Origin of the sequence: Streptomyces sp. CA-251247 (assembly GCF_050952975.1) — a bacterium.
In the GTDB taxonomy this organism is placed as follows: Bacteria; Actinomycetota; Actinomycetes; order Streptomycetales; family Streptomycetaceae; genus Streptomyces; species Streptomyces achmelvichensis.
The window spans coordinates 1,172,136-1,192,898 of sequence record NZ_CP191861.1; the positions used below are offsets into that span (position 1 = coordinate 1,172,136).

The 20,763-nt window shown below is 71.7% G+C and carries 20 protein-coding genes; 15 read left to right on the forward strand and 5 right to left on the reverse strand.

The genetic code is table 11. The features are described from left to right. Positions 1-114: 114 nt before the first annotated feature. Entirely contained in the window at positions 115-546 is a 432-nt protein-coding gene (locus tag ACQPWZ_RS05030; protein ID WP_340471912.1) for an ATP-binding protein, read from the reverse strand. A gap of 308 nt (positions 547-854) precedes the next feature. Continuing rightward, the gene (locus ACQPWZ_RS05035; protein WP_340471913.1) at positions 855-2,000 is read right to left on the reverse strand and encodes an 8-amino-7-oxononanoate synthase; all 1,146 of its coding nucleotides are present in this window, start codon (positions 1,998-2,000) and stop codon (positions 855-857) included. Between the two features lie 146 nt (positions 2,001-2,146). Between ACQPWZ_RS05035 and bioB the strand changes: the two genes are divergently transcribed. The 11 genes from bioB to ACQPWZ_RS05090 all read left to right on the forward strand — a co-directional run bounded on the left by bioB (position 2,147) and on the right by ACQPWZ_RS05090 (position 14,326). After that, the gene (bioB, locus tag ACQPWZ_RS05040; RefSeq protein ID WP_433570759.1) at positions 2,147-3,304 is read left to right on the forward strand and encodes a biotin synthase BioB; all 1,158 of its coding nucleotides are present in this window, start codon (positions 2,147-2,149) and stop codon (positions 3,302-3,304) included. A gap of 80 nt (positions 3,305-3,384) precedes the next feature. Further along, positions 3,385-4,605 carry an adenosylmethionine--8-amino-7-oxononanoate transaminase gene (locus ACQPWZ_RS05045; protein WP_383239257.1) on the forward strand — a complete coding sequence of 407 codons (1,221 nt, stop codon included), beginning with the start codon at positions 3,385-3,387 and terminating at the stop codon, positions 4,603-4,605. 165 nt (positions 4,606-4,770) lie between these two features. Then, positions 4,771-5,484, forward strand: coding sequence for a dethiobiotin synthase (bioD, locus tag ACQPWZ_RS05050; RefSeq protein WP_433570760.1), 714 nt, complete (start codon positions 4,771-4,773; stop codon positions 5,482-5,484). 4 nt (positions 5,485-5,488) lie between these two features. Further along, positions 5,489-5,842, forward strand: coding sequence for a VOC family protein (locus tag ACQPWZ_RS05055; protein ID WP_340471917.1), 354 nt, complete (start codon positions 5,489-5,491; stop codon positions 5,840-5,842). 49 nt (positions 5,843-5,891) lie between these two features. Beyond that, entirely contained in the window at positions 5,892-6,563 is a 672-nt protein-coding gene (locus tag ACQPWZ_RS05060; protein ID WP_433570761.1) for a class I SAM-dependent methyltransferase, read from the forward strand. A 293-nt stretch (positions 6,564-6,856) separates the two neighbouring features. Next, the gene (locus ACQPWZ_RS05065) at positions 6,857-7,675 is read left to right on the forward strand and encodes an ABC transporter ATP-binding protein (protein WP_340471919.1); all 819 of its coding nucleotides are present in this window, start codon (positions 6,857-6,859) and stop codon (positions 7,673-7,675) included. A 9-nt stretch (positions 7,676-7,684) separates the two neighbouring features. Next, positions 7,685-10,249, forward strand: a complete 2,565-nt coding sequence (locus tag ACQPWZ_RS05070) for an ABC transporter permease (RefSeq protein ID WP_433570762.1) — start codon at positions 7,685-7,687, stop codon at positions 10,247-10,249. Positions 10,250-10,416: 167 nt separating this feature from the next. Beyond that, positions 10,417-11,295, forward strand: a complete 879-nt coding sequence (locus ACQPWZ_RS05075; protein ID WP_433570763.1) for an LLM class F420-dependent oxidoreductase — start codon at positions 10,417-10,419, stop codon at positions 11,293-11,295. A gap of 107 nt (positions 11,296-11,402) precedes the next feature. Then, positions 11,403-11,843 (forward strand): GNAT family N-acetyltransferase, encoded by a 441-nt coding sequence (locus ACQPWZ_RS05080; protein WP_356704688.1) that lies wholly within the window; start codon positions 11,403-11,405, stop codon positions 11,841-11,843. Positions 11,844-11,981: 138 nt separating this feature from the next. Beyond that, on the forward strand, positions 11,982-13,319 hold the full coding sequence (locus ACQPWZ_RS05085) for a hemolysin family protein (RefSeq protein WP_356704687.1): 1,338 nt from the start codon (positions 11,982-11,984) through the stop codon (positions 13,317-13,319). Next, on the forward strand, positions 13,316-14,326 hold the full coding sequence (locus ACQPWZ_RS05090) for a hemolysin family protein (RefSeq protein WP_356704686.1): 1,011 nt from the start codon (positions 13,316-13,318) through the stop codon (positions 14,324-14,326). Before ACQPWZ_RS05085 ends, ACQPWZ_RS05090 begins: the two co-directional genes overlap by 4 nt. A 111-nt stretch (positions 14,327-14,437) precedes the next feature. Here the strand turns inward: ACQPWZ_RS05090 and ACQPWZ_RS05095 are convergent, their stop codons facing one another. Both ACQPWZ_RS05095 and ACQPWZ_RS05100 read right to left on the reverse strand, forming a co-directional pair. After that, entirely contained in the window at positions 14,438-14,986 is a 549-nt protein-coding gene (locus ACQPWZ_RS05095; RefSeq protein WP_433570764.1) for a hypothetical protein, read from the reverse strand. Positions 14,987-14,997: 11 nt separating this feature from the next. Further along, positions 14,998-16,047, reverse strand: a complete 1,050-nt coding sequence (locus ACQPWZ_RS05100) for a maleylpyruvate isomerase family mycothiol-dependent enzyme (RefSeq protein WP_433570765.1) — start codon at positions 16,045-16,047, stop codon at positions 14,998-15,000. A gap of 58 nt (positions 16,048-16,105) precedes the next feature. Here ACQPWZ_RS05100 and ACQPWZ_RS05105 point away from each other — a divergent pair, with 58 nt between their 5' ends. The 3 genes from ACQPWZ_RS05105 to mug are packed head-to-tail and all read left to right on the forward strand — an operon-like array spanning position 16,106 to position 18,926. Continuing rightward, on the forward strand, positions 16,106-16,897 hold the full coding sequence (locus ACQPWZ_RS05105) for an SGNH/GDSL hydrolase family protein (RefSeq protein WP_433570766.1): 792 nt from the start codon (positions 16,106-16,108) through the stop codon (positions 16,895-16,897). Between the two features lie 59 nt (positions 16,898-16,956). After that, positions 16,957-18,390, forward strand: coding sequence for an adenylosuccinate lyase (gene purB / locus ACQPWZ_RS05110; RefSeq protein WP_327685362.1), 1,434 nt, complete (start codon positions 16,957-16,959; stop codon positions 18,388-18,390). Then, positions 18,387-18,926 carry a G/U mismatch-specific DNA glycosylase gene (mug, locus tag ACQPWZ_RS05115; protein WP_340477740.1) on the forward strand — a complete coding sequence of 180 codons (540 nt, stop codon included), beginning with the start codon at positions 18,387-18,389 and terminating at the stop codon, positions 18,924-18,926. Before purB ends, mug begins: the two co-directional genes overlap by 4 nt. 23 nt (positions 18,927-18,949) lie before the next feature. Here the strand turns inward: mug and ACQPWZ_RS05120 are convergent, their stop codons facing one another. Beyond that, the gene (locus ACQPWZ_RS05120; RefSeq protein ID WP_433570767.1) at positions 18,950-19,396 is read right to left on the reverse strand and encodes a hypothetical protein; all 447 of its coding nucleotides are present in this window, start codon (positions 19,394-19,396) and stop codon (positions 18,950-18,952) included. A gap of 164 nt (positions 19,397-19,560) precedes the next feature. Here ACQPWZ_RS05120 and ACQPWZ_RS05125 point away from each other — a divergent pair, with 164 nt between their 5' ends. After that, positions 19,561-20,718: an ROK family transcriptional regulator gene (locus ACQPWZ_RS05125; RefSeq protein ID WP_433570768.1), complete on the forward strand. Its 1,158-nt coding sequence runs from the start codon at positions 19,561-19,563 to the stop codon at positions 20,716-20,718. Positions 20,719-20,763 lie beyond the last annotated feature (45 nt).

Sequence of the window (20,763 nt, forward strand, 5' to 3'; positions counted from 1 at the left end):
CGAGTCCGGCGCTGCTTCCCTGCGGGCCCTGCTGCGCCGGGCGTTCGGCCGCGCGACGGGATGAGGCAGCTCCAGCACCACGTCGCCGGAGACCCCACGGGACGGGGTCGTCGTTCAGCCGGGGACCGGCGCCGTCCACGGCAGAGCGATCCAGACCGTCTTGCCGCCCTCCGCCGTCGGGGTCACCGAGAGCCGGCCACCGCACTCCGCCGTGAGACTGCGGATGATGATCATGCCCCTGCCGTTGTCCTGCCGTACGGCGGCGGGCAGTCGCTGCGGCCAGCGCGGGTGGCTGTCCGTGACACCGATGACCAGTTCCTCGTCCCGCTCCAGCCGCAGATCGACCGTGAAGGTCGGTGACTGGCCGAAGGTGTGCTGGACCGCGTTCGTGGTCAGTTCGGAGACGATCAGCCGGACCGTGTCGCCTGCCTCGTCGTCCACCGGGAGACCCCACTCGGAGAGGATGTCCGTAACGAATTTCCGGGCCGCGGAAACCGAGGCGGGATCGCTCGGCAGAGTGACGGAGGCTTCCTGAAGGTCGGCCATGGCGACGCTGTCCCTTTCCCACCGCGGCCGGGCTCCAACTCGTGGCGGATGATGCGCGGACGGCCGCGGATTGCGCTTCGCGCCAGAGTGCCACTCATCACCGTGCCAGAGGTGGCGATCCACCAAGATATGTAGATATCTGTCGCTCGAAGCGGTGAACTCTGCTACGCGAAAACGGATGGGGCCGCGCCCTCCCGTCCCTGGTCACGGGCGCGGCGGGGCCGTCGAACCGCGTCCGCGGGCCGTGAGGGGGGCGAACGGGAGTGCACCGGCCGCGGCGAACCCGGTACGGGCGACGTTCGGTGGTGTCAGCCGACCGGAGCCGTCTCCACGATGGTGGCGACAGCCCACGCGATCTGCTCGTCCGTGAGATCCGCGCGAGCCGTCAGCCGCAGCCGCGAGATGCCGTCCGGCACCGACGGCGGGCGGAAGCAGCCGACGCCCAGACCGGCCGCCCGGCAGTCCGCGGCCCACTGCAGCGCCGCCTCCGGTGAGGGCGCCCGCACCGACACCACCGCGGCGTCCGGGCGTACGGCGGTCAGGCCCTGGGCCGTCAGCCGCCGGTGCAATGTCCCCGCGACCGCGCGCGCCCGCCCGGCGAGCTCCGGCTCGCGGCCCAGCAGCCGCAGGGCGGCCAGGGCGGCGCCGGCGGCCGCCGGCGCGAGTCCGGTGTCGAAGATGAACGTCCGGGCGGTGTTGACCAGGTGGTCGATGACCCGCGCGGAGCCGAGGACCGCGCCGCCCTGGCTGCCGAGCGACTTGGAGAGGGTCAGCATCGCGACCACTCCCCCGTCGCCCGCGAGACCGGCGGCCGCCGTGGCTCCCCGGCCGCCCTCGCCGAGGACGCCCAGGCCGTGGGCGTCGTCCACGAGCAGCGCGGCGCCGTGGTCCCGGCACGCCTGCGCGAGAGCGGGCAGCGGTGCGGCGTCGCCGTCGACGGAGAAGACGGAGTCGGTGACGACGAGGGCGCGCCGGCCGGGGTGCGCGTCGAGCGTCTTGCGGACCGCCTCGGCATCGGCGTGCGGGGAGATCGCGGTCTCCGCGCGGGAGAGCCGGCAGCCGTCGACGATCGAGGCGTGGTTGCCGGCGTCGGAGACGATCAGCGACCCGCGATCGCTCAGCGCGGTGACCGCGGCGAGATTGGCCGCATAGCCGGAGGACAGGACGAGGGCGGCCTCGAATCCGCAGAACGCGGCCAGTTCCCGTTCCAGTTCGGCGTGCAGCGCGGTGCTGCCGGTGACGAGCCGGGAGCCGGTCGCGCCGGCGCCCCAGCGCCGCGCCGCCTCGGCGGCCGCGTCCGTGATCTCCGGCCGGCGGGTCAGACCCAGGTAGTCATTGCCCGCAAGATCCAGCAGCTCGGAGTCGGCGTCGCGCGGCCGGAGCGTCCGTACGAGCCCCGCGCTCGCACGGCGGCGCGACTCGTCGTCGATCCAGTCGAAAGGATCCTGGGTCATGGTGGTCCGGTCCTTTTTGTAGGCAGCGCACAGACCCTAACCGGGCCGGCTCGCGGAACCGATGTGGCCATACACACACCTCATTCGGGCTCTGTTGTCGGGTTCCGCCTTGGCCGGGACGTGTGCCGTACGTCAGGATCTGGCGCATGGACCTGCTGAACACGCTGGTGGAGAAGGGGCTGCGGCGCGAGCTGCCGACCCGTGAAGAGGCGCTCGCCGTATTGGCGACCTCCGACGACGACCTGCTCGAAGTGGTGGCCGCGGCTGGCAAGGTGCGCCGTCAGTGGTTCGGGCGCCGGGTGAAGCTGAACTATCTGGTGAACCTCAAATCGGGGCTGTGTCCCGAGGACTGCTCCTACTGCTCCCAGCGGCTGGGGTCCAAGGCTGAGATTCTCAAGTACACCTGGCTGAAGCCCGACGAGGCGTCCGAGGCGGCGGCCGCGGGGGTCGCGGGCGGCGCGAAGCGCGTCTGCCTGGTCGCGAGCGGCCGCGGCCCGACGGACCGGGACGTGGACCGCGTCTCGAAGACCATCGAGGCCATCAAGGAGCAGAACGAGGACGTCGAGGTCTGCGCGTGCCTCGGGCTGCTCTCCCAGGGACAGGCCGAGCGGCTGCGGGACGCCGGCGCCGACGCGTACAACCACAACCTCAATACGTCCGAAGGGACGTACGGGGACATCACGACCACCCACACCTACGCGGACCGCGTGGACACCGTGCACCAGGCGCAGGCCGCGGGCCTGTCGGCCTGCTCCGGTCTGATCGCGGGCATGGGCGAGAGCGACACCGATCTCGTCGACGTGGTCTTCTCACTGCGTGAGCTCGACCCGGACTCCGTGCCGGTGAACTTCCTGATCCCCTTCGAGGGCACGCCGCTGGCCAAGGAGTGGAACCTCACCCCGCAGCGGTGTCTGCGGATTCTCGCCATGGTGCGGTTCGTCTGCCCGGACGTCGAGGTGCGCCTCGCGGGCGGCCGTGAGGTCCATCTGCGGTCGATGCAGCCGCTCGCCCTGAACCTGGTGAACTCGATCTTCCTCGGTGACTACCTCACCAGTGAGGGCCAGGCGGGCCAGGCGGACCTCGACATGATCGCGGACGCCGGGTTCGAGGTGGAGGGCGCGGAGACGACGACACTGCCGAAGCACCGGCAGGGCGGCGGCTGCGGTTCCGTGTGCGGTGGCGAGTCGTCCGACGCTCCGGCCGAAGCACCCGCCGAGGTCCGCGCGGAGGCCAACGCCGCCCGTACGGATCTGGTCTCCGTGCGCCGCCGCGGCGCCGGCACCGACCTTGCTCCCAATGCCTGAGGCGCCCCGTGCCTGAGCGAGTGCCCCACGCCGAGTTGGTCGCCCTGGACCGGACCCATGTCTGGCATCCGTACGGCCCGATGCCGGGCCGCAGCGACCCGCTGGTCGTGGACTCCGCGTCCGGGGTACGGCTGAGGCTCGCCGAACCCGCCCACGGGCAGCGTGAGTTGATCGACGGGATGTCCTCGTGGTGGTCGGCCATCCACGGCTACAACCACCCCGTCCTCAACGACGCGGCACGCGATCAGCTGGACCGCATGAGCCATGTGATGTTCGGCGGGCTCACCCACGAGCCCGCCGTCCGGCTGGCAACGCGGCTCGTCGAGATCACTCCCGAGCCGCTGCGGCACGTGTTCCTGTGCGACTCCGGGTCGGTGTCGGTCGAGGTCGCCGTCAAGATGTGCCTCCAGTACTGGCGTTCCACGGGCCGCCCGGAGAAGCGCCGGCTGCTCACCTGGCGCGGCGGGTACCACGGCGACACCTGGCAGCCCATGGCGGTGTGCGATCCCGATGGCGGGATGCACGAGTTGTGGTCGGGGGTGCTGCCGCGGCAGGTCTTCGCGGACGCGCCGCCGGCCGAGTTCGACGAGGTGTACGCGGATCATCTCCGGGAGGCGGTCGCGCGGCACGCCGACGAGCTCGCGGCCGTGATCGTGGAGCCCGTGGTGCAGGGCGCGGGCGGCATGCGGTTCCACTCGCCCGCGTATCTGCGGGTGCTGCGGGAGTCGTGCGACGCCCACGGTGTGCTGCTGATCTTCGACGAGATCGCCACGGGCTTCGGGCGCACCGGCACCCTGTTCGCCGCGGAGCAGGGCGGGGTGTCGCCGGACGTGATGTGCCTGGGCAAGGCGCTGACCGGCGGCTATCTGACGATGGCGGCAACGTTGTGCACCTCGCGGGTGGCGGACGGGATCTCGCGCGGCGAGGTGCCGGTGCTGGCCCACGGCCCGACGTTCATGGCCAATCCACTGGCCGCGTCGGTGGCGAACGCCTCCATCGACCTGCTGCTGGCGCAGGACTGGCCCCAGGAGATCAAACGCCTGGAGACGGGCCTGCGGGACGGCCTCGCGGAGGCGCGGAACCTGCCCGGGGTGAAGGACGTCCGGGTGCGGGGAGCGATCGGCGTCGTCCAGCTGGACCACGACGTGGACATGGCCGCGGCGACTCAGGCCGCGGTGCGCGCCGGGGTGTGGCTCCGGCCGTTCCGGGACCTGATCTACACGATGCCGCCGTATGTGACCGGGGACGAGGATCTGTCCCGGGTGTGCGAGGCGGTGTGCGCGGCCGCGGCCGCGGGGTGACGCGCCGTCCGCGGCCCTGGCCGACGCAGGCCGGGGCCGCGGACTCCTGCGGGCCGGGCCTGCGGACTGACGCACCGTCCGAACGCGGGCACGAGGCGCGGCGGCATCGCGCACAGGAACGAGGGGCGCTTCGGCGCCGGTGAACAGATGGGCGGTAGGAGCACCATGGCAGTCGTCGTCGTCTCGGGAACCGGGACGGAGATCGGGAAGACCGTCGTCACCGGCGCCGTGGCCGCGCTCGCGCTCGCGCAGGGCCGGACGGTGGCCGTGGTCAAGCCCGCGCAGACCGGCGTCGGGCGCGACGAGCCCGGGGACCTCGCCGAGGTGGCGCGGCTGGCGGGCGACGTGTTCGGGGTGGAACTGGCCCGGTACCCCGAGCCGCTCGCCCCCGCCACCGCCGCCCGGCGGGCCGGGGCCGCGCCGGTCCGGCCGCAGGAGGTGGCCGACGCCGTGGAGAAGCTGACCGCCGAGTACGACCTCGTCCTCGTCGAGGGCGCGGGCGGGCTGCTCGTCCGGTTCGACGACGACGGCGGGACGCTCGCCGACGCCGCCCGATTGCTGGCCGCTCCCGTCCTGGTCGTCGCCACGGCGGGGCTCGGCACGCTCAACGCCACCACGCTGACCGGCGAGGCTCTCCGCGCGCGGGGGCTGGCGCAGCTCGGCGTGGTCGTCGGCAGCTGGCCCGCGGACCCCGGGCTGGCCGAGCGGTGCAATCTGACGGACCTCCCCGAGGCCGCCGGAGCGCCGCTGCTCGGAGCCGTACCGGAAGGGTCCGGGGCTCTCGCGCCCGCGGACTTCCGGGCCCGCGCCGGAGGTTGGCTCGCTCCGGTGCTCGGCGGGTCGTGGGATGCGGAGGCGTTCGGCTCGGTCGTACGCTGACGGGATGCGCGCGCGTATCGACGAGATCGTCTTCGACTGCCACGATCCGGCCCGGCTGGTCCGCTTCTGGGCCGCGCTCCTCGGCGGGGAGCCGGTCGACCGCAGCGCCGAGTGGTCGTACATCGATCCGCCCGGGTCTGTGCGGATCGCGTTCCAGCGTGTGCCCGAGGGCAAGGTCGCGAAGAACCGGATCCATCTGGATCTCGACGCCGGCGATGTGGACGGGGCGGCGGAACGGGCGGTGGCTCTCGGCGCCGTACGGCTGGGCCCGCTCACGACGGACGACCACGGCCGGTTCCAGGTGCTGACGGATCCGGAGGGCAACGAGTTCTGCTTCGTCGCCCCGGGGGGAGAATGACGGTGAACGTCCGCCGTCCCGGACACTCCAACCCCCCGAGGAGACCGTCATGCCCTTGCGGAGCAGCGCAGTGCCCCGGGACGCCGTCCACCATCCTCTGTTCGCCCGTTTCTACGCCCGCTTCAGTGTGGCCGCGGACAAGAGCATCGCGCAGCACCGCAGGGAGCTGCTGATCGGACTCTCCGGCCGGGTGATCGAGGTCGGTGCGGGCAACGGTCTGAACTTCCCGCACTATCCCTCCGCCGTCTCCGAGGTCGTCGCCCTGGAGCCCGAGCGCAGCCTGCGCGCGCTCGCGGTCGAGGCCGCGCGCCGCGCCGACGTCCCGGTCGATGTGGTCCCGGGTGCCGCCGAGGCGCTGCCGGTGAAGAGCGAGGCGTTCGACGCGGCCGTCGTGTCGCTGGTGCTGTGCTCCGTACGGGACGTGCCGCGGGCGCTGGCGGAGATCCGGCGGGTGCTGCGGCCCGGGGGTGAGCTGCGGTTCTTCGAGCACGGCCGCGCCGAGACCACGGGAATGACGCGCGCCCAGCGGCTCGTGGACCGTACGGTGTGGCCGCTGCTGTTCGGCGGCTGTCACACCTCGCGGGACACGCTCGCGGCCATCGAGGCGGCCGGGTTCGAGCTGGGCGAGCACCGGCGGCTGCGGGTGCCGGAGCGCGGAATGCAGATGCCGAGTTCTCCGTGTGTTCTCGGCAGGGCGTACCGTCCGGTCGCCGAGAGCTGATCGCGGGCAGCGGCTCACCTCTGGGTCCCCAACTCCCGTCCCCATGACGCCGCATGACGGCTTGATCCGGCCTATGGCGTCGACGCGTGCGCTCCGTCCCGCCGACTCCCCGGGCGAACACCGCCTCGTACACCACTCGGTTGCCCCTTACATCAACCCCGAGAACCGGGCCCTGCGACGGATACCGGGCACCACCGGCCGTTCCCTAATCTCAGGAGTCTCAGGAAGCCTGAGATCTCAGCACGTTGTAGGGCACCGGAGCGAGTCGGAGCGGCACGACCCAGGAGGCGGCCATGTCCACACCTGCCACTGCACCCACCCACGGCCGGGCCGCGGGCGTTCCGCTCGCCGCGCGGGCCCGGGCGCTGACCAAGGCGTACGGGAGCGGGGAGACGAGCGTCCGCGCACTGGACGCCGTCGACGTCGACATCGCCCGCGGGCGGTTCACGGCGGTGATGGGCCCGTCCGGTTCGGGCAAGTCCACGCTGATGCACTGCCTCGCGGGTCTCGACACCGTCTCGGCGGGCCAGGTGTGGCTCGGGGACACGGAGATCACGGGGCTCAACGACCGCGAACTGACCAGGCTTCGACGGGACCGGATCGGCTTCATGTTCCAGGCGTTCAATCTGCTGCCCACGCTCACCGCCGCCGAGAACATCACCCTCCCCATGGACATCGCCGGGCGCAAGCCCGACCAGGAGTGGGTGGAGCGGGTCATCGACACCCTGGGACTGCGCGACCGGCTTCGGCACCGGCCTGCGCAGCTGTCGGGCGGACAGCAGCAGCGGGTGGCCTGTGCGCGCGCCCTGGCATCCCGCCCGGAGCTGATCTTCGCCGACGAACCGACCGGCAATCTCGACTCACGCGCCGGCGCCGAAGTCCTCGGATTCCTGCGCGAGGCGGTGGACCACCTGGACCAGACGGTCGTGATGGTCACGCACGACCCGGGCGCCGCGGGCCACTCCGATCTGGTGCTCTACCTCGCGGACGGGCAGATCGTGGACACGATGCCGGAACCGACGGCCGAGGCCGTACTGGAGCGGATGCGCCTGTTCTCCGGCGGCCGGACGCAACCACCGGCCACGGGGGCCGACCCCTTGACCAAGGACTGAGGGCGCGCCGTGCTCAGAGCGACACTGCGGAGCTTCTTCGCGCACAAGGGCCGGTTGCTGCTGTCGATGCTCGCGATCCTGCTGTCCGTGGCCTTCGTCAGCGGATCACTGATCTTCTCGGACACCGTCTCCCGCACCTTCGACCGCCTGTTCGCCTCCACGTCCGCGGATGTCACGATCGCGCCGAGGGAAGATGTCGGCGAGAGTCTGCCGACCGGGGTCGTACGGACCGTGCCGGCCTCGCTCGCGCAACGTGTGGGAGCCCTCGACGGGGTCGCCGGCACCCACGTCGACGCGGCCGTCGAGAACATCACCGTCGTCGACGACCGCAACGAGCCCGTCGGGCCCACCAGCGGCGCGCCCACGATCGCCACCAACTGGTACGTCACCGACCGCAGTCCCGTGAAGCTCACCAGCGGACACGCGCCGCGCGGCCCGGGCGAGGCGCTGCTGGACCGGAACACCGCCGACAAGGCGAAGCTGGGCATCGGCGACACCCTCACCCTCCTCGCCCAGCCCGGTTCTTTCCGGGTCGAGATCGTCGGCATCGCGACGTTCCGGACCACCAACCCCGGTGCGGCGCTGGTCTTCCTGGACACGCCGACCGCCCAGACCAAGGTGCTGGGCAGGCCCGGCGAAGCCACCTCCATCTCGGTCGACGCCGCCGACGGCGTCAGCGACGACACGCTCAAGCAGCGGGTCGCTGCCGAACTCGGTGACGCCTACGACCTCAAGACCGCCGACGAACAGGCGGAGTCCGACGCGGCGCAGCTCGGCGGATTCCTCGACGTGATCAAGTGGGTGATGCTGGGCTTCGCGGGCATCGCCGTCCTGGTGGGCATCTTCCTGATCGTCAACACCTTCTCGATGCTGATCGCCCAGCGCACTCGCGAACTGGGGCTGCTCCGCGCGCTCGGGGCCGACCGCCGCCAGGTCCGCCGTTCGGTGCTGACCGAGGCGGTGCTCCTGGGGCTGGTCGGCTCGACGCTCGGCCTCGCCGCGGGGGTCGGGCTGGCGGCCGGACTCATCGGGCTGATGAGCGCGTTCGGCATGAACCTCAGCGCGGCCGAGATGGTCGTGGGACCGGCGACTCCCGTCTCCGCCTACGCCGTGGGCCTGGGCGTCACCTTCCTCGCCGCGTATCTGCCCGCCCGCCGGGCCGCCCGGGTCTCCCCGATGGCGGCGCTCGTCGACGCCGAAGTCCAGGGTGTGGGGCGGCCGTTGAAGGTCCGCGCCGTCGCCGGGTCCCTGATGGCCGCCGCGGGTGCGGCCGCGCTCGCCGGCTGCGCGGCGAGCGACCGGACGGCGACCGCCTCCATGCTGCTCGGACTCGGCGTGGTGCTCACGCTGATCGCCACGATCGTCGCGGGCCCGCTCCTCGTACGCCCCGTGATCCGGGTACTGGGCGGGGCGTTCCCCAAGGTCTTCGGCTCGGTGGGCCGGATGAGCCAGCGCAACGCCCTGCGCAATCCACGGCGTACGGGCGCGACGGCCGCCGCGTTGATGGTGGGGCTGGCCCTGGTCGGCGGACTCTCGATCGCGAGCGCCTCGATGACCGAGTCGTTCGACAACCAGATCGACAAGACGCTCGGCGCCGACTTCGTCGTCCAGAACAGCAACTTCATGCCCTTCCCGCAGGAGATCACCGAGAAGGTGAAGGCCGTCGAGGGTGCCGGAACGGTCGTACGTCAGCGCTTCGCGCCTCTCGCTCTGACGCTGCCGGACGGCAAGCGGGTGGAGTCGACGGCCTCCGGGTACGACCCGAAGCTGGACGAGGCCGCCAACATCACCTACGCGAGCGGAAGCACCGCGACCGCGCTGGCCGCCGACAGCATCGCCATGGACGTCGCATACGCCACCGAACACCGGGTGCGGATCGGGTCGGTGCTGCCGGCCGAGTTCCCGGGCGGGCGGAAGGCCCGGCTGACCGTCGGGGCGCTCACCGACATGGACCAGACGGGCGGGCCGGGCATGGAAGGCGCTCTGTTCATGGGTCTGGCGACCGTCGAGAAGTATCTGCCGGGCGGCCAGGATGCCGCGGTCTTCGTCAACGCGGCCGACAGCGGCGCCACGGACGAGCTGCGGACCGGTCTCGAAGCCGCGCTCGACCCGTATCCCCAAGTGCAGGTGCGCGACCAGGCCGACTACAAGGAACTGATCCGCCAGCAGATCGCCGTGATGCTCTACCTCGTCTATGCGCTGCTCGGGCTGGCGATCGTCATCGCGGTGCTCGGGGTCGTCAACACCCTCGCCCTGTCGGTGGTGGAACGGACACGGGAGATCGGACTGCTGCGCGCGATCGGCCTCTCCAGGGTGCAGCTGCGGCGCATGATCCGGCTGGAGTCCGTGGTGATCGCGGTCTTCGGGGCACTGCTGGGGCTGGCGCTGGGCATGGTGTGGGGAGTGGCCGTCCAGCAGGTGCTGGCGCTGGAGGGCCTGACCGCGTTCGCCGTGCCGTGGGGCACGGTGATCGCGGTGGTGGTGGGCTCGGTGGTCGTCGGCCTCGCGGCGGCGGTGCTGCCGGCGCTCCGCGCGTCGCGGATGAACGTGCTGGCAGCGATCGCCCACGAGTAGGAGAAGCGCGGGCCGGGACACCGGGCGACCCGGCGCCCCGGAAGGCCGCGCCGCGCCCCAGCACCGACCGCCGACCAACCAACCGCCGACAGCCGACAGCCGAGAGCCGAGAGCCGAGAGCCGACCGAGTCTCACCGGACCGCCGATGTGAAGGAGAGGGAGAGTCCATGGCCAGGCCGTTCCGCTTCGCGGTGAACATGCTGACACCCACCGACGGCCCCGAGTGGCGCCGGAAGTGCCGGCGGGCCGAGGAGCTCGGCTACGACGTGATCCAGGTGCCGGACCACGTCGGCATGATGGCGCCGTTTCCCGCGCTGATGGCCGCCGCCGAGGTGACCGAGCGTCCTCGGCTCGGCACCTTCGTGCTCAACGCCGCGTTCTGGAACCCCGCGCTGCTCGCCCGGGAGATCGCCACATCCGATGCCCTCACCGGCGGCCGGCTGGAGATCGGCATCGGCGCGGGCTATGTGAAGGAGGAACACGACCGCGCCGGGCTGGAGTTCCGCACCCCCGGCGGCCGGGTCGCACATCTGCGTCACACGGTCGAGGAGGTGGACCGGCTGCTCCGCGACGACGGACATCTGCCGAAGACGGCACACAAGCCCCGTCCTCCGCTGCTGATCGGCGGGAACGGGGACAAGGTCCTGCAACTCGCCGCCGAGCACGCCGACATCGTCGCCTTCACCGGCGCCCGGGACAGCGGGGACGGGCTCCAAGTGCTCACCGCCGAGGAGGTCGACGGACGGATCGCGGCGTACCGCGGGATGGCCGGCGGACGGTCCGACGAGCAGGAGCTGAATCTGCTGCTCCAGCTCGTCGCGGTCACCGACGACCGCGAGGCCGCGGTGAAGGAGCTGTTGCCCCGCGTCCCGCATCTGAGTGTCGAGCAGGTGCTGGACCTGCCCCTGCTGGCCGTCGGCACGGTCCAGGCGATCGCCGGTCAGCTGCGCGAGCAGCGTGAGCGCTACGGCTTCAGCTACTTCACCGTCCTCGATCCGTACCTGGAGACGTTCGCCCCGGTGATGGACGAACTGCGCAAGGGGTGAACAACGCGGCGGTCGACGTCGCGTCCCGGGGCACCGTGCCGCGGCGCGGTGTCTCGAACCCTGAAAGCCGGTGGCAGGCCCGCTCCCCCGCGTGCTTGGCTCGGCCCGTGATCGATCTGCGCATACGGACCGCCCGGCCGGACGAGGCGACGAGAGTTCTGGTCTTCTGGAAGGAGGCGGCCGAGGGGACGAGCGTCACGGACGACGTGGACGGCGTCACCCGGCTGATCTCCCGCGACCCCGAGGCATTGATCCTCGCCGAGTCCGACGGCCTGCTCGTCGGTTCCGTGATCGCGGGTTACGACGGATGGCGGTGTTCCCTCTACCGGCTCGCCGTCCTCCCCTCCCACCGCAGACGCGGTGTCTCGCGAGCTCTGCTGGAGGCGGCGGAGCGCCGGTTCGCCGCCGTCGGCGGACGCCGTGGCGATGCCATGGTTTTGGAAGCCAACGAACAGGCACACGGAGCATGGGCGGCCGCCGGTTACCGGAAGGAGAACCACTGGCGGCGCTGGGTGAAACCGTTCGCGCGCCCCTCCCGTCCCGTTTGACTTTGCCGGTCCTTTACCATGGGTGAACCATCACTCTCCGTACGAAAGGTGTGAGCGTCCGTCCATGGGCGAGCCTCCCAGTAGCAGACATCGCGCATTCCTCCTCCCGCTGTCCGATCATGGGACGGAGGTGACCCGATGACGGAAGTGCTCCTGCTCCTCGTGGCCGTGCTGCTCTCACTGGCCTGCGGCGCCTTCGTCGCGGCGGAGTTCTCGCTCACCACGGTCGAGCGTGCCGACCTCGAGAAGGCCGTCGAGCGGGGTGAACGAGGCGCGGCGAGCGCCCTCAAGGCCGTACGCAGCCTGACCTTCCAGCTCTCGGGCGCCCAGCTCGGCATCACCGTCACCAACCTGATCGTCGGCATGCTGGCCGAGCCCTCGGTCGCCAAGCTGATCCGCGGTCCGGTCGAAGCGGCCGGACTCTCGCCCGCCATGGCCTCCTCGGTGGCCCTCGTCCTCGGTACCGCGCTGTCCACCCTCGTGCTGATGGTCGTCGGCGAACTGGTCCCGAAGAACTGGGCCATTTCCTCCCCGCTGGCCGTGGCCAAGGTGGTCGCCCCCGCGCAGCGGGTGTTCACCGCCGCCTTCAAGCCGCTGATCGGCCATCTCAACAACACGGCCAACCGCATCCTGCGCCGGCTCGGCATGGAGCCGACCGAGGAGCTGGCCTCGGCCCGCAGCCCGCAGGAACTGGTCGCCCTGGCCCGTCACTCCGCCAAGGCGGGCGCGCTGGAGGCGGACACCGCCGAGCTGTTCGTCCGGACCCTGAAGCTCGCCGAGCTCACCGCGGAGAACGTGATGACCCCGCGCGTGCAGGTCACGGCGCTGGAGGTGCAGGCCACGGCCGAGGACGTCGCCAACGCGACCCGCGCGACCGGGCTCTCCCGCTTCCCCGTCTACCGCGGCAGCCTCGACACCGTCGTCGGCATCGCCCACATCAAGGACGTCCTGGCGGTACCGGCCGACGACCGGACCCGCCGCGGCGTCACCGAACTGCTGCGCGAGCCGCTGCTGGTGCCGGAATCCCTCACGGTCGACCGGCTCCTCGACCGGCTGGCCGGCAAGTCCACGATGGCCGTCGTCATCGACGAGTACGGCGGCACGGCCGGTGTCGTGACGATGGAGGACATCGTCGAGGAGGTCGTCGGCGAAGTGCGGGACGAACACGATCCGCACGAGACGCCGGACCTCGCACCCGCCGGCCAGGACGCCGACGGCCGCACCCTGTGGTCGGCCGACGGCGCCGCACGCACGGACCAGCTGGAGCGCATCGGCCTGCGGGTGCCGGAAGGCCCGTACGAAACGCTCGCGGGTCTGATCGCCACCGAGCTGGGACGCATCCCCGTCGAGGGTGACCGCATCGACCTCGAAGGCTGGCGCCTCGATGTCCTGGACGCCTCCGGGCGGCGCGCCGCGAGGGTGCTGCTGCACGCTCCGCTCCCCTCGGCCGACGAGCCCGTGGAGGCCGGACGATGACCGCGATCCAACTTCTCATCGGTCTGCTGACCCTGGTGGTCAACGCCTTCTTCGTCGGCGCCGAATTCGCGCTGATCTCGGTGCGCCGCAGTCAGATCGAGCCCCACGCGGAGGCCGGCGACCGGCGGGCCCGCAGCGTCATCTGGGGCCTGGAACATGTGTCGGCACTGCTGGCGGCGGCCCAGCTCGGCATCACGCTGTGCACCCTGGTGCTCGGCATCGTCGCCGAGCCCGCGATCGCGCATCTGCTGGAGCCGGTGTTCGACGCGATCGGCGTGCCGCACGGTGCGGTGCACCCGATCTCGTTCGTGATCGCCCTGGCCGTGGCGACGTATCTCCACATGCTCCTCGGCGAGATGGTGCCGAAGAACATCGCGCTGGCCGAGCCGACCCGGAGCGCTCTGCTCCTCGGCCCGCCGCTGGTGGCGCTCGCACGGGCGCTGCGGCCGGTGATCTTCACGATCAACGCCTGCGCCAACGCCCTGCTCAAGCTGCTGAAGGTCGAGGTCAAGGACGAGGTGGCCGCGACCTACTCGGACGACGAACTCGCCCGGATGGTGCGGGACGCCGGCGAGGCCGGCCTGCTCGACGACCGGTCCGCGGAACGTCTGCGCGACGCTCTGGAGCTGGGCCGCCGTCCCGTGCGGGACGTGGTGAGGCCGGTCGAGCAGGTGGTGTACGCGCAGGCGGGGACCACCCCCGAGCAGCTGGAGAGGCTGGCGGCCGAGTCCGGGTACTCGCGTTTCCCGGTGGTCGACGCCCGCCGCATCCTCGGCTATCTCCATGTGAAGGACGCCCTGGACGCGACCCCGCGCGACGAGCCCTTCCCGGTCACGGCGCTGCGGCCGATCGCTCGGGTCCGTGCGGCGACACCTCTGGACGACGTACTGACCGCGATGCGCCGCAGCCGTACGCACCTGGCGGCGGTCCTGGACGAGGACGACTCCCCGGTGGGCCTGGTGACGATGGAGGACGTGCTGCGGGAGCTGGTCGGCCGGCGGGACTAGGGTCTGCCGCCTGACGGCGGGACCGGACCGAGCCGCTGACGGCGGCCGGTCCGGTCTTCGCACGACCGGGGACCGGCCGCCGCCTGCGCCGGGCGGCTCACGGCCGGAGGCTCAATCGATCGTGAAGCCCCAGAAGACGCCGACTTCCCCGGCGGACACAGCGATGACACCGCAGTCCATCACGTGCTCGGTGAAACACTCGTAGGAACCCTCACGACGGAACATGTCCGCGTGGGGATCGTCCAGCGCTGCCGACACGTTCGTGAAGTACAGAGCATCCCGCCCGAACCGTTCCAGGACGCCACGCGCGTGGGAGATCAGCTCTCGCTCCCGCGCAGCGAAATCCGGAATACCGTCCACCTGGAACCAGTCGCCCAAGAGGGAGACCAGCAGCTGCTCGGCCCCCGTCCTGGCCACGGGAAAGACGGAGGCGTAGGCGGCCGGCGTGACGGCAGTGAACGGGTTGTCCGGGCCAGTGCCGTAACGACGCCCGCCGGGGGCCATGACCAGCCTTGGCCAGCCACGAGGGTCGTCCGTCGTCAGCCGCATGACATCGAACGCGTCCCGCCTCCAGTCCTTGTGCCGTCGCGCCCCCACCGCCGCGAACATGCCTTCCCCGAACAGGGCGCGAAGGGATGCGCTCCACGATGCCTCGTCCACCTGAGCCCGCCCTAGAACGCCGTCGCCCGGACCCACGCGTCGAGCGCCGAGCGCTCGCCGGACACACCGAAGCGCGGGTCGTCGTACCGGTACCGGCCGTACAGGAGAAGCAGCAGGTCACCCGCCGGTCCCTGGACGCGGGCCGAGGCCGCGGGCCCGGCGACCCGGGGCGGGACCGCCGGGCCGGGACCGATACCCGAGCCCGAGGCCGTCCAGCGGTACCCGCCCCCGCCGAACGAGACGGTCCAGCCCGCCCCCGTGTCCATGGCCACCAACCGCAGCGAACCCTCAGGCAGTACGCCGACGGGTTCCGCGAGCCACGGGTAGCAGGGCAGGTTCTCCAGGAACTCCTCGATCCCGTCGGCCGCCGTGCCCGGGGCGATCCGCGGCTCCTGGCCCAGGGCGAGTTCGGCGTCCGCGAGGTGGACGACCGCCTCGAAGAGCAGCCGGCGGGGGAAGAACCGCACCCGCTGGTCGGCGCCGTGCGACCACATCGGAGTGTCCGGGTCGACGCCTCGCATCGTGCGGACCGAGGCCTCGGCGCTGCGGGCCAGCCACCGGGGGTACGTGCCCGGGTCGTCCGGGAGGTCCAGCGGCACGTCCTTCGACCAGACGCGTTCGGCGGCGCGGGTGCGCACCAGGTGTTCCATCCAGCGGTGGGTGGTGCCGTGGTGCCGTACGAGGTCGGCGAAGGTCCAGCCGGGGCAGGTCGGCACCGGCGTCGCCGGGTCCACGTCCCGTACGGCCTGGACGAAGCGCCGCCCCAGGTCCTCCACCGCGTCGCAGTAGAGCTCGTGCTGGTCGTCGTCGATACCGAAGTCCTCGCAGATGCGCAGCACGTCGTCGCGCAGCCCTCCGTCCGGCCGGCGGGCGGCGGTCTGCCGGAGCAGGACCGACAGCGCGCCGCGGTCGGCGGGTGAGAGCCGGCCCAGGAGACAGCCGGTGTTCTCCAGCCACTTCACCGCGGTGTCGGGGTCGAGCACATCGTCGTCACAGGTGGCGACCGAGGTCACCAGATCGGCCAGCGCTTCGGTCAGCGCGTTCAGCAGCGCGTCGCTCACAGGGCTCCCTCCCGGTACGGAACCGACGGACCTTACCGCGCGGTAGGATCCTTCCGCCATGGAGATGCATGCCAACTACACCAGCTTTGTCGCGCTCGGCGACTCCTTCACCGAGGGCATGTCCGACCTGATGCCCGACGGGACCTACCGGGGCTGGGCGGATCTGCTCGCCGGCCGGCTGGCCGTCCGCACCGAGGGGTTCCGCTACGCGAACCTGGCGGTCCGCGGAAAGCTCATCAAGCAGATCGTCGACGAGCAGGTCGATGTCGCCGCCGCCATGCGACCCGATCTGGTCACGCTGGTGGGCGGGCTGAACGACACCCTGCGCCCCAAGTGCGACATGGGCCACGTCCGCGGTCTGCTGGAAGAGGCCGTGGAGAAGCTGACGCCGTCCTGCGGTCAGCTGGTGCTGATGCGCAGCCCGGGCCGCAACGGACCGGTGATGGAGCGCTTCCGCCCCCGCATGGAGGAGCTCTTCGACTTCATCGACGAGCTGGGCGCCCGGCACGGCGCTCTCGTGGTGGACCTCTACGGCTCCGGGGCGCTCGGCGACCAGCGGCTGTGGGACGTGGACCGGCTGCATCTGACGGCGGAGGGGCACCGGCGGGTGACGGAGGCCGTCTGGCAGACCCTCGGCCTCGACGCCGAGGACGACTGGCGCTCGCCGCTGCCACCGGCCGTGCAGGCGCGGTGGACGGCCCGCCGCGTCGCCGACGTGCAGTTCGCGCGCCAGTACCTGGGGCCGTGGATCGGACGCCGGCTCACCGGCCGGTCATCGGGCGACGGCCTGGCGCCCAAGCGGCCGGAGCTGCTGCCGTACGAGCTCCCGCGCACGGACGATTTCTCGTAGCAAGCCACAAACCGGGGCGGCACACTGGCCTGCACAAACCGCCAGTAGAATCCGTACACGTGACTGCAAAGCCTCGTATCCCCAACGTCCTGGCCGGCCGCTACGCCTCCGCGGAGCTCGCCGTCCTGTGGTCCCCCGAGCAGAAGGTGAAGCTGGAGCGGCAGCTCTGGCTGGCCGTGCTGCGCGCGCAGAAGGACCTCGGGATCGAGGTGCCGGACAGCGCCCTGACCGACTACGAGCGGGTCGTCGACCAGGTCGACCTGGCCTCCATCGCCGAGCGCGAGAAGATCACGCGCCACGATGTGAAGGCCCGGATCGAGGAGTTCAACGCGCTCGCCGGTCATGAGCACGTGCACAAGGGCATGACGTCCCGCGATCTGACCGAGAACGTCGAGCAGCTTCAGATCCGCCTCTCCCTGGAGCTGATGCGCGACCGTACCGTCGCGGTACTGGCCCGCCTCGGCAAGCTCTCCGCCGAGTACGCCGAGCTCGTGATGGCCGGACGCTCGCACAATGTCGCCGCCCAGGCCACGACGCTCGGGAAGCGGTTCGCCACCGCCGCCGACGAGTTGCTGGTGGCGTACGGACGGCTGGAGGACCTGCTGGCCCGCTACCCGCTGCGCGGGATCAAGGGGCCCGTGGGCACCGCTCAGGACATGCTCGACCTGCTCGGCGGGGACGCGGCGAAGCTCGCGGACCTGGAGGGGCGCATCGCCGGGCATCTGGGCTTCGCCCACGCCTTCACCTCGGTCGGCCAGGTCTACCCCCGTTCCCTCGACTACGACGTCGTCTCCGCGCTGGTCCAGCTGGCGGCAGCGCCGTCGTCCGTCGCCAAGACGATCCGGCTGATGGCCGGGCACGAACTGGTCACCGAGGGCTTCAAGCCGGGCCAGGTCGGCTCCTCCGCGATGCCGCACAAGATGAACACCCGCTCCTGCGAGCGCGTGAACGGCCTCATGGTGATCCTGCGGGGCTACGCCTCGATGACGGGCGAGCTGGCGGGCGACCAGTGGAACGAGGGCGACGTCTCGTGCTCCGTGGTGCGCCGGGTGGCCCTGCCCGACGCGTTCTTCGCGTTCGACGGTCTGCTGGAGACGTTCCTGACGGTGCTGGACGAGTTCGGCGCCTTCCCCGCCGTCGTCGCCCGGGAGCTCGACCGCTACCTCCCCTTCCTCGCCACCACGAAGGTGCTGATGGGCGCCGTACGGGCGGGGGTCGGCCGCGAGGTGGCGCACGAGGCCATCAAGGAGAACGCCGTCGCCGCCGCGCTCGCGATGCGGGAACAGGGCGCCGAGCGCAACGAGCTGCTCGACACGCTGGCCGCCGATGAGCGCATCCCGCTGGACCGCGGGCAGCTGGACGCCCTGATGGCCGACAAGCTGTCCTTCACCGGTGCCGCCGCCGACCAGGTCGCCGCCGTGGTGGGCCGGATCGAGGCCGTCGTCAAGGAGCACCCCGCGGCAGCGGGCTACACCCCGGGGTCGATCCTCTGACGCCCGACGAACTGGAGGCCGCCCGCGACCGCGTCATCGACGATGTGGTGGCGGGCGGTCTGCATGTGCTGTTCTGCGGGATCAACCCGGGCCTGATGTCGGCGGCGACGGGTCATCACTTCGCCCGCCCCGGCAACCGGTTCTGGCCCGTACTGCATCGGTCGGGCTTCACACCCCGCCAGTTGAAGCCCTCCGAGCAGCGGGAGCTGCTCACCTACGGGCTCGGCATCACGAATGTGGTGGCGCGGGCGACCGCGCGGGCCGACGAGCTGAGCGACGAGGAGTTCCGCGAGGGCGGGCGCTTGCTGGCCGCGAAGGTGGAGCGGCTGCGGCCTAGGTGGCTGGCGGTGGTCGGGGTCACGGCCTACCGCACGGCTTTCGGCGACCGGAAGGCCCGGATCGGTCCGCAGGAGCGCACGATCGGCGGGACACGGATCTGGGCGCTGCCCAATCCGAGCGGACTGAACGCCCATTGGACGGCGCAGACGATGGCGGAGGAGTACGCCCGGCTGCGCGCGGCGGCGGAGTGCTCCTGAGCCGCGGTCTTCCCGGATGCCGTTCAGGGCGGGTCGTTCGCGGTGACGACGGCCAGGAGCTGGAACTCGGAGAGGCCGACGCCTATCCACCGGCCTTCGACGCGCCAGAGATGGAGCCAGGGGACGGTGGAGCTCAGGCGCAGCCACGGCTCCGGTATGCCCCCCTCGCCGGGTCCGGTCCGGGCGGCGCGCAGCTGGGTGCCGGTCAGGTCGAAGAGCGAGGCATCGCCCCAGCGGTGGTCCAGCGCCTCCAGCAGGGCGTCGTGCTCCGCCCGGCGCTGTTCCGCTTCCGCGCGGAGGTCCGCGTCGGGTCCCGCGACGGCGTACGGATCACCCGGATCGGGATGTCCGCCCAGCACCGCTATGTGAAAGCCCGGGCCCTCGGAGCCGACATCCGACGGTCCGGGCTCCGCTGCGAACTGCCGGGAGCGCAGCAGGTCGATCGTCTCGAGGTGCCGTGCCGTGGTCATGCCCCCAGTAAAGCTGCCTGCACTGACATATGGCTGTCCGTCAGACAAGGAGAGCGGCAGGGCGCGCGACGACCCACCGTTGCACCCCTTGCACCGACCGTGCACGTCGTACGGCCAGCGAGTACGATCCGGCAGAACACGCGCTCGAGCTGGGAGGACACACAGTGGGGCGGCTGACCGGCGGAGACCCGTCGCTGCTGCGGCGGATCAACTCCGCGGTGGTACTGCATGCGCTACGAGGCGCCGGCTCCCCCACGCTCACGGACCTGACGCGGATCACCGGGCTCTCCCGGCCGACCGTCGAAGGCGTGGTCGAGGGTCTCATCGAGGCCGGCCTGGTCGTCGAGTCCGTTGCCGAGGAGGGTGCGGCCCGCCGCCAGGGACGGCCCGCGAGGCGATTCCGCTTCCGCGCCGAGGCCGGCCATCTGCTGGGCGTGGAGATCGGACCGCACCGGGTCGCGGCCCTGCTGTCCGGCCTGGACGGCCGCATCATCGGGGCCGGGTCCCGGGAGGTGTCGGAGACCGCCTGCGCGGACGACCGGCTGGAGCGGGTGCGGCTGGTGGTCGCCGATGTCCTGCGCCGGGCCGGGATCGCCCGTAACAGCCTGCGGGCCGTGGGAGTGGGCTCACCGGGGATCGTGGAGGCCGACGGGACCGTACGGCTCGGGACCGCGCTGCCGGGCTGGACGGGGCTCGCGCTCGGGCAACGGCTCCAGCGCTCGTTCCGCTGTCCGGTGCTGGTGGAGAACGACGCCAACGCGGCCGCGGTGGCGGAGCATTGGAAGGGCTCGGGACGGGACTCCGACGACCTTGTCTTCGTCCTCGCGGGGCTCAGCCCGGGTGCCGGCTCGCTGATCGGCGGACGGCTGCACCGGGGCTTCGGCGGAGCGGCGGGGGAGATCGGCGCGCTGCATCTGCTCGGGCGGGACGTGACCCCTGAGCGGTTGCTGTCGACGACGGACGAACCGCTGCATCCGCTGGACGAGCAGGCGGTGGCCGATGTCTTCGCACTCGCCAAGGGCGGCGACTCACGGGCGCAGGAGGCCGTCGAGCGTTTCATCCAGCGTCTGGTCCACGATGTGGCGGCCCTGGTGCTGGCGCTGGATCCCGAACTGGTGGTGATCGGCGGCTGGGCGGCCGGTCTGGACGGTGTACTCGACCCGCTGCGCGACGAGTTGTCGCGGTACTGCCTGCGGCCGCCACGGGTCGCTCTGTCCCTGCTCGGTGAGGCGGCGGTGGCGACGGGCGCGCTGCGGCTGGCGCTCGACCACGTCGAGGAGGAACTCTTCGCCGTGGAGGGAACGGTGACGGCCCGCCGCTGAGCCTCAGCTCGTGCGACGGGCCGTGCGGGGACGGGGGTGCGCGTA

What these genes read in the sequence shown, in the direction of transcription:
- ACQPWZ_RS05030 (WP_340471912.1), bottom strand. Translation starts at nt 546, where the DNA reads ATGGCCGACCTTCAGGAAGCCTCCGTCACTCTGCCGAGCGATCCCGCC.
- ACQPWZ_RS05035 (WP_340471913.1), bottom strand. Translation starts at nt 2,000, where the DNA reads ATGACCCAGGATCCTTTCGACTGGATCGACGACGAGTCGCGCCGCCGT.
- bioB (WP_433570759.1), top strand. Translation starts at nt 2,147, where the DNA reads ATGGACCTGCTGAACACGCTGGTGGAGAAGGGGCTGCGGCGCGAGCTG.
- ACQPWZ_RS05045 (WP_383239257.1), top strand. Translation starts at nt 3,385, where the DNA reads ATGCCGGGCCGCAGCGACCCGCTGGTCGTGGACTCCGCGTCCGGGGTA.
- bioD (WP_433570760.1), top strand. Translation starts at nt 4,771, where the DNA reads ATGGCAGTCGTCGTCGTCTCGGGAACCGGGACGGAGATCGGGAAGACC.
- ACQPWZ_RS05055 (WP_340471917.1), top strand. Translation starts at nt 5,489, where the DNA reads ATGCGCGCGCGTATCGACGAGATCGTCTTCGACTGCCACGATCCGGCC.
- ACQPWZ_RS05060 (WP_433570761.1), top strand. Translation starts at nt 5,892, where the DNA reads ATGCCCTTGCGGAGCAGCGCAGTGCCCCGGGACGCCGTCCACCATCCT.
- ACQPWZ_RS05065 (WP_340471919.1), top strand. Translation starts at nt 6,857, where the DNA reads ATGTCCACACCTGCCACTGCACCCACCCACGGCCGGGCCGCGGGCGTT.
- ACQPWZ_RS05075 (WP_433570763.1), top strand. Translation starts at nt 10,417, where the DNA reads ATGGCCAGGCCGTTCCGCTTCGCGGTGAACATGCTGACACCCACCGAC.
- ACQPWZ_RS05085 (WP_356704687.1), top strand. Translation starts at nt 11,982, where the DNA reads ATGACGGAAGTGCTCCTGCTCCTCGTGGCCGTGCTGCTCTCACTGGCC.
- ACQPWZ_RS05090 (WP_356704686.1), top strand. Translation starts at nt 13,316, where the DNA reads ATGACCGCGATCCAACTTCTCATCGGTCTGCTGACCCTGGTGGTCAAC.
- ACQPWZ_RS05105 (WP_433570766.1), top strand. Translation starts at nt 16,106, where the DNA reads ATGGAGATGCATGCCAACTACACCAGCTTTGTCGCGCTCGGCGACTCC.
- ACQPWZ_RS05120 (WP_433570767.1), bottom strand. Translation starts at nt 19,396, where the DNA reads ATGACCACGGCACGGCACCTCGAGACGATCGACCTGCTGCGCTCCCGG.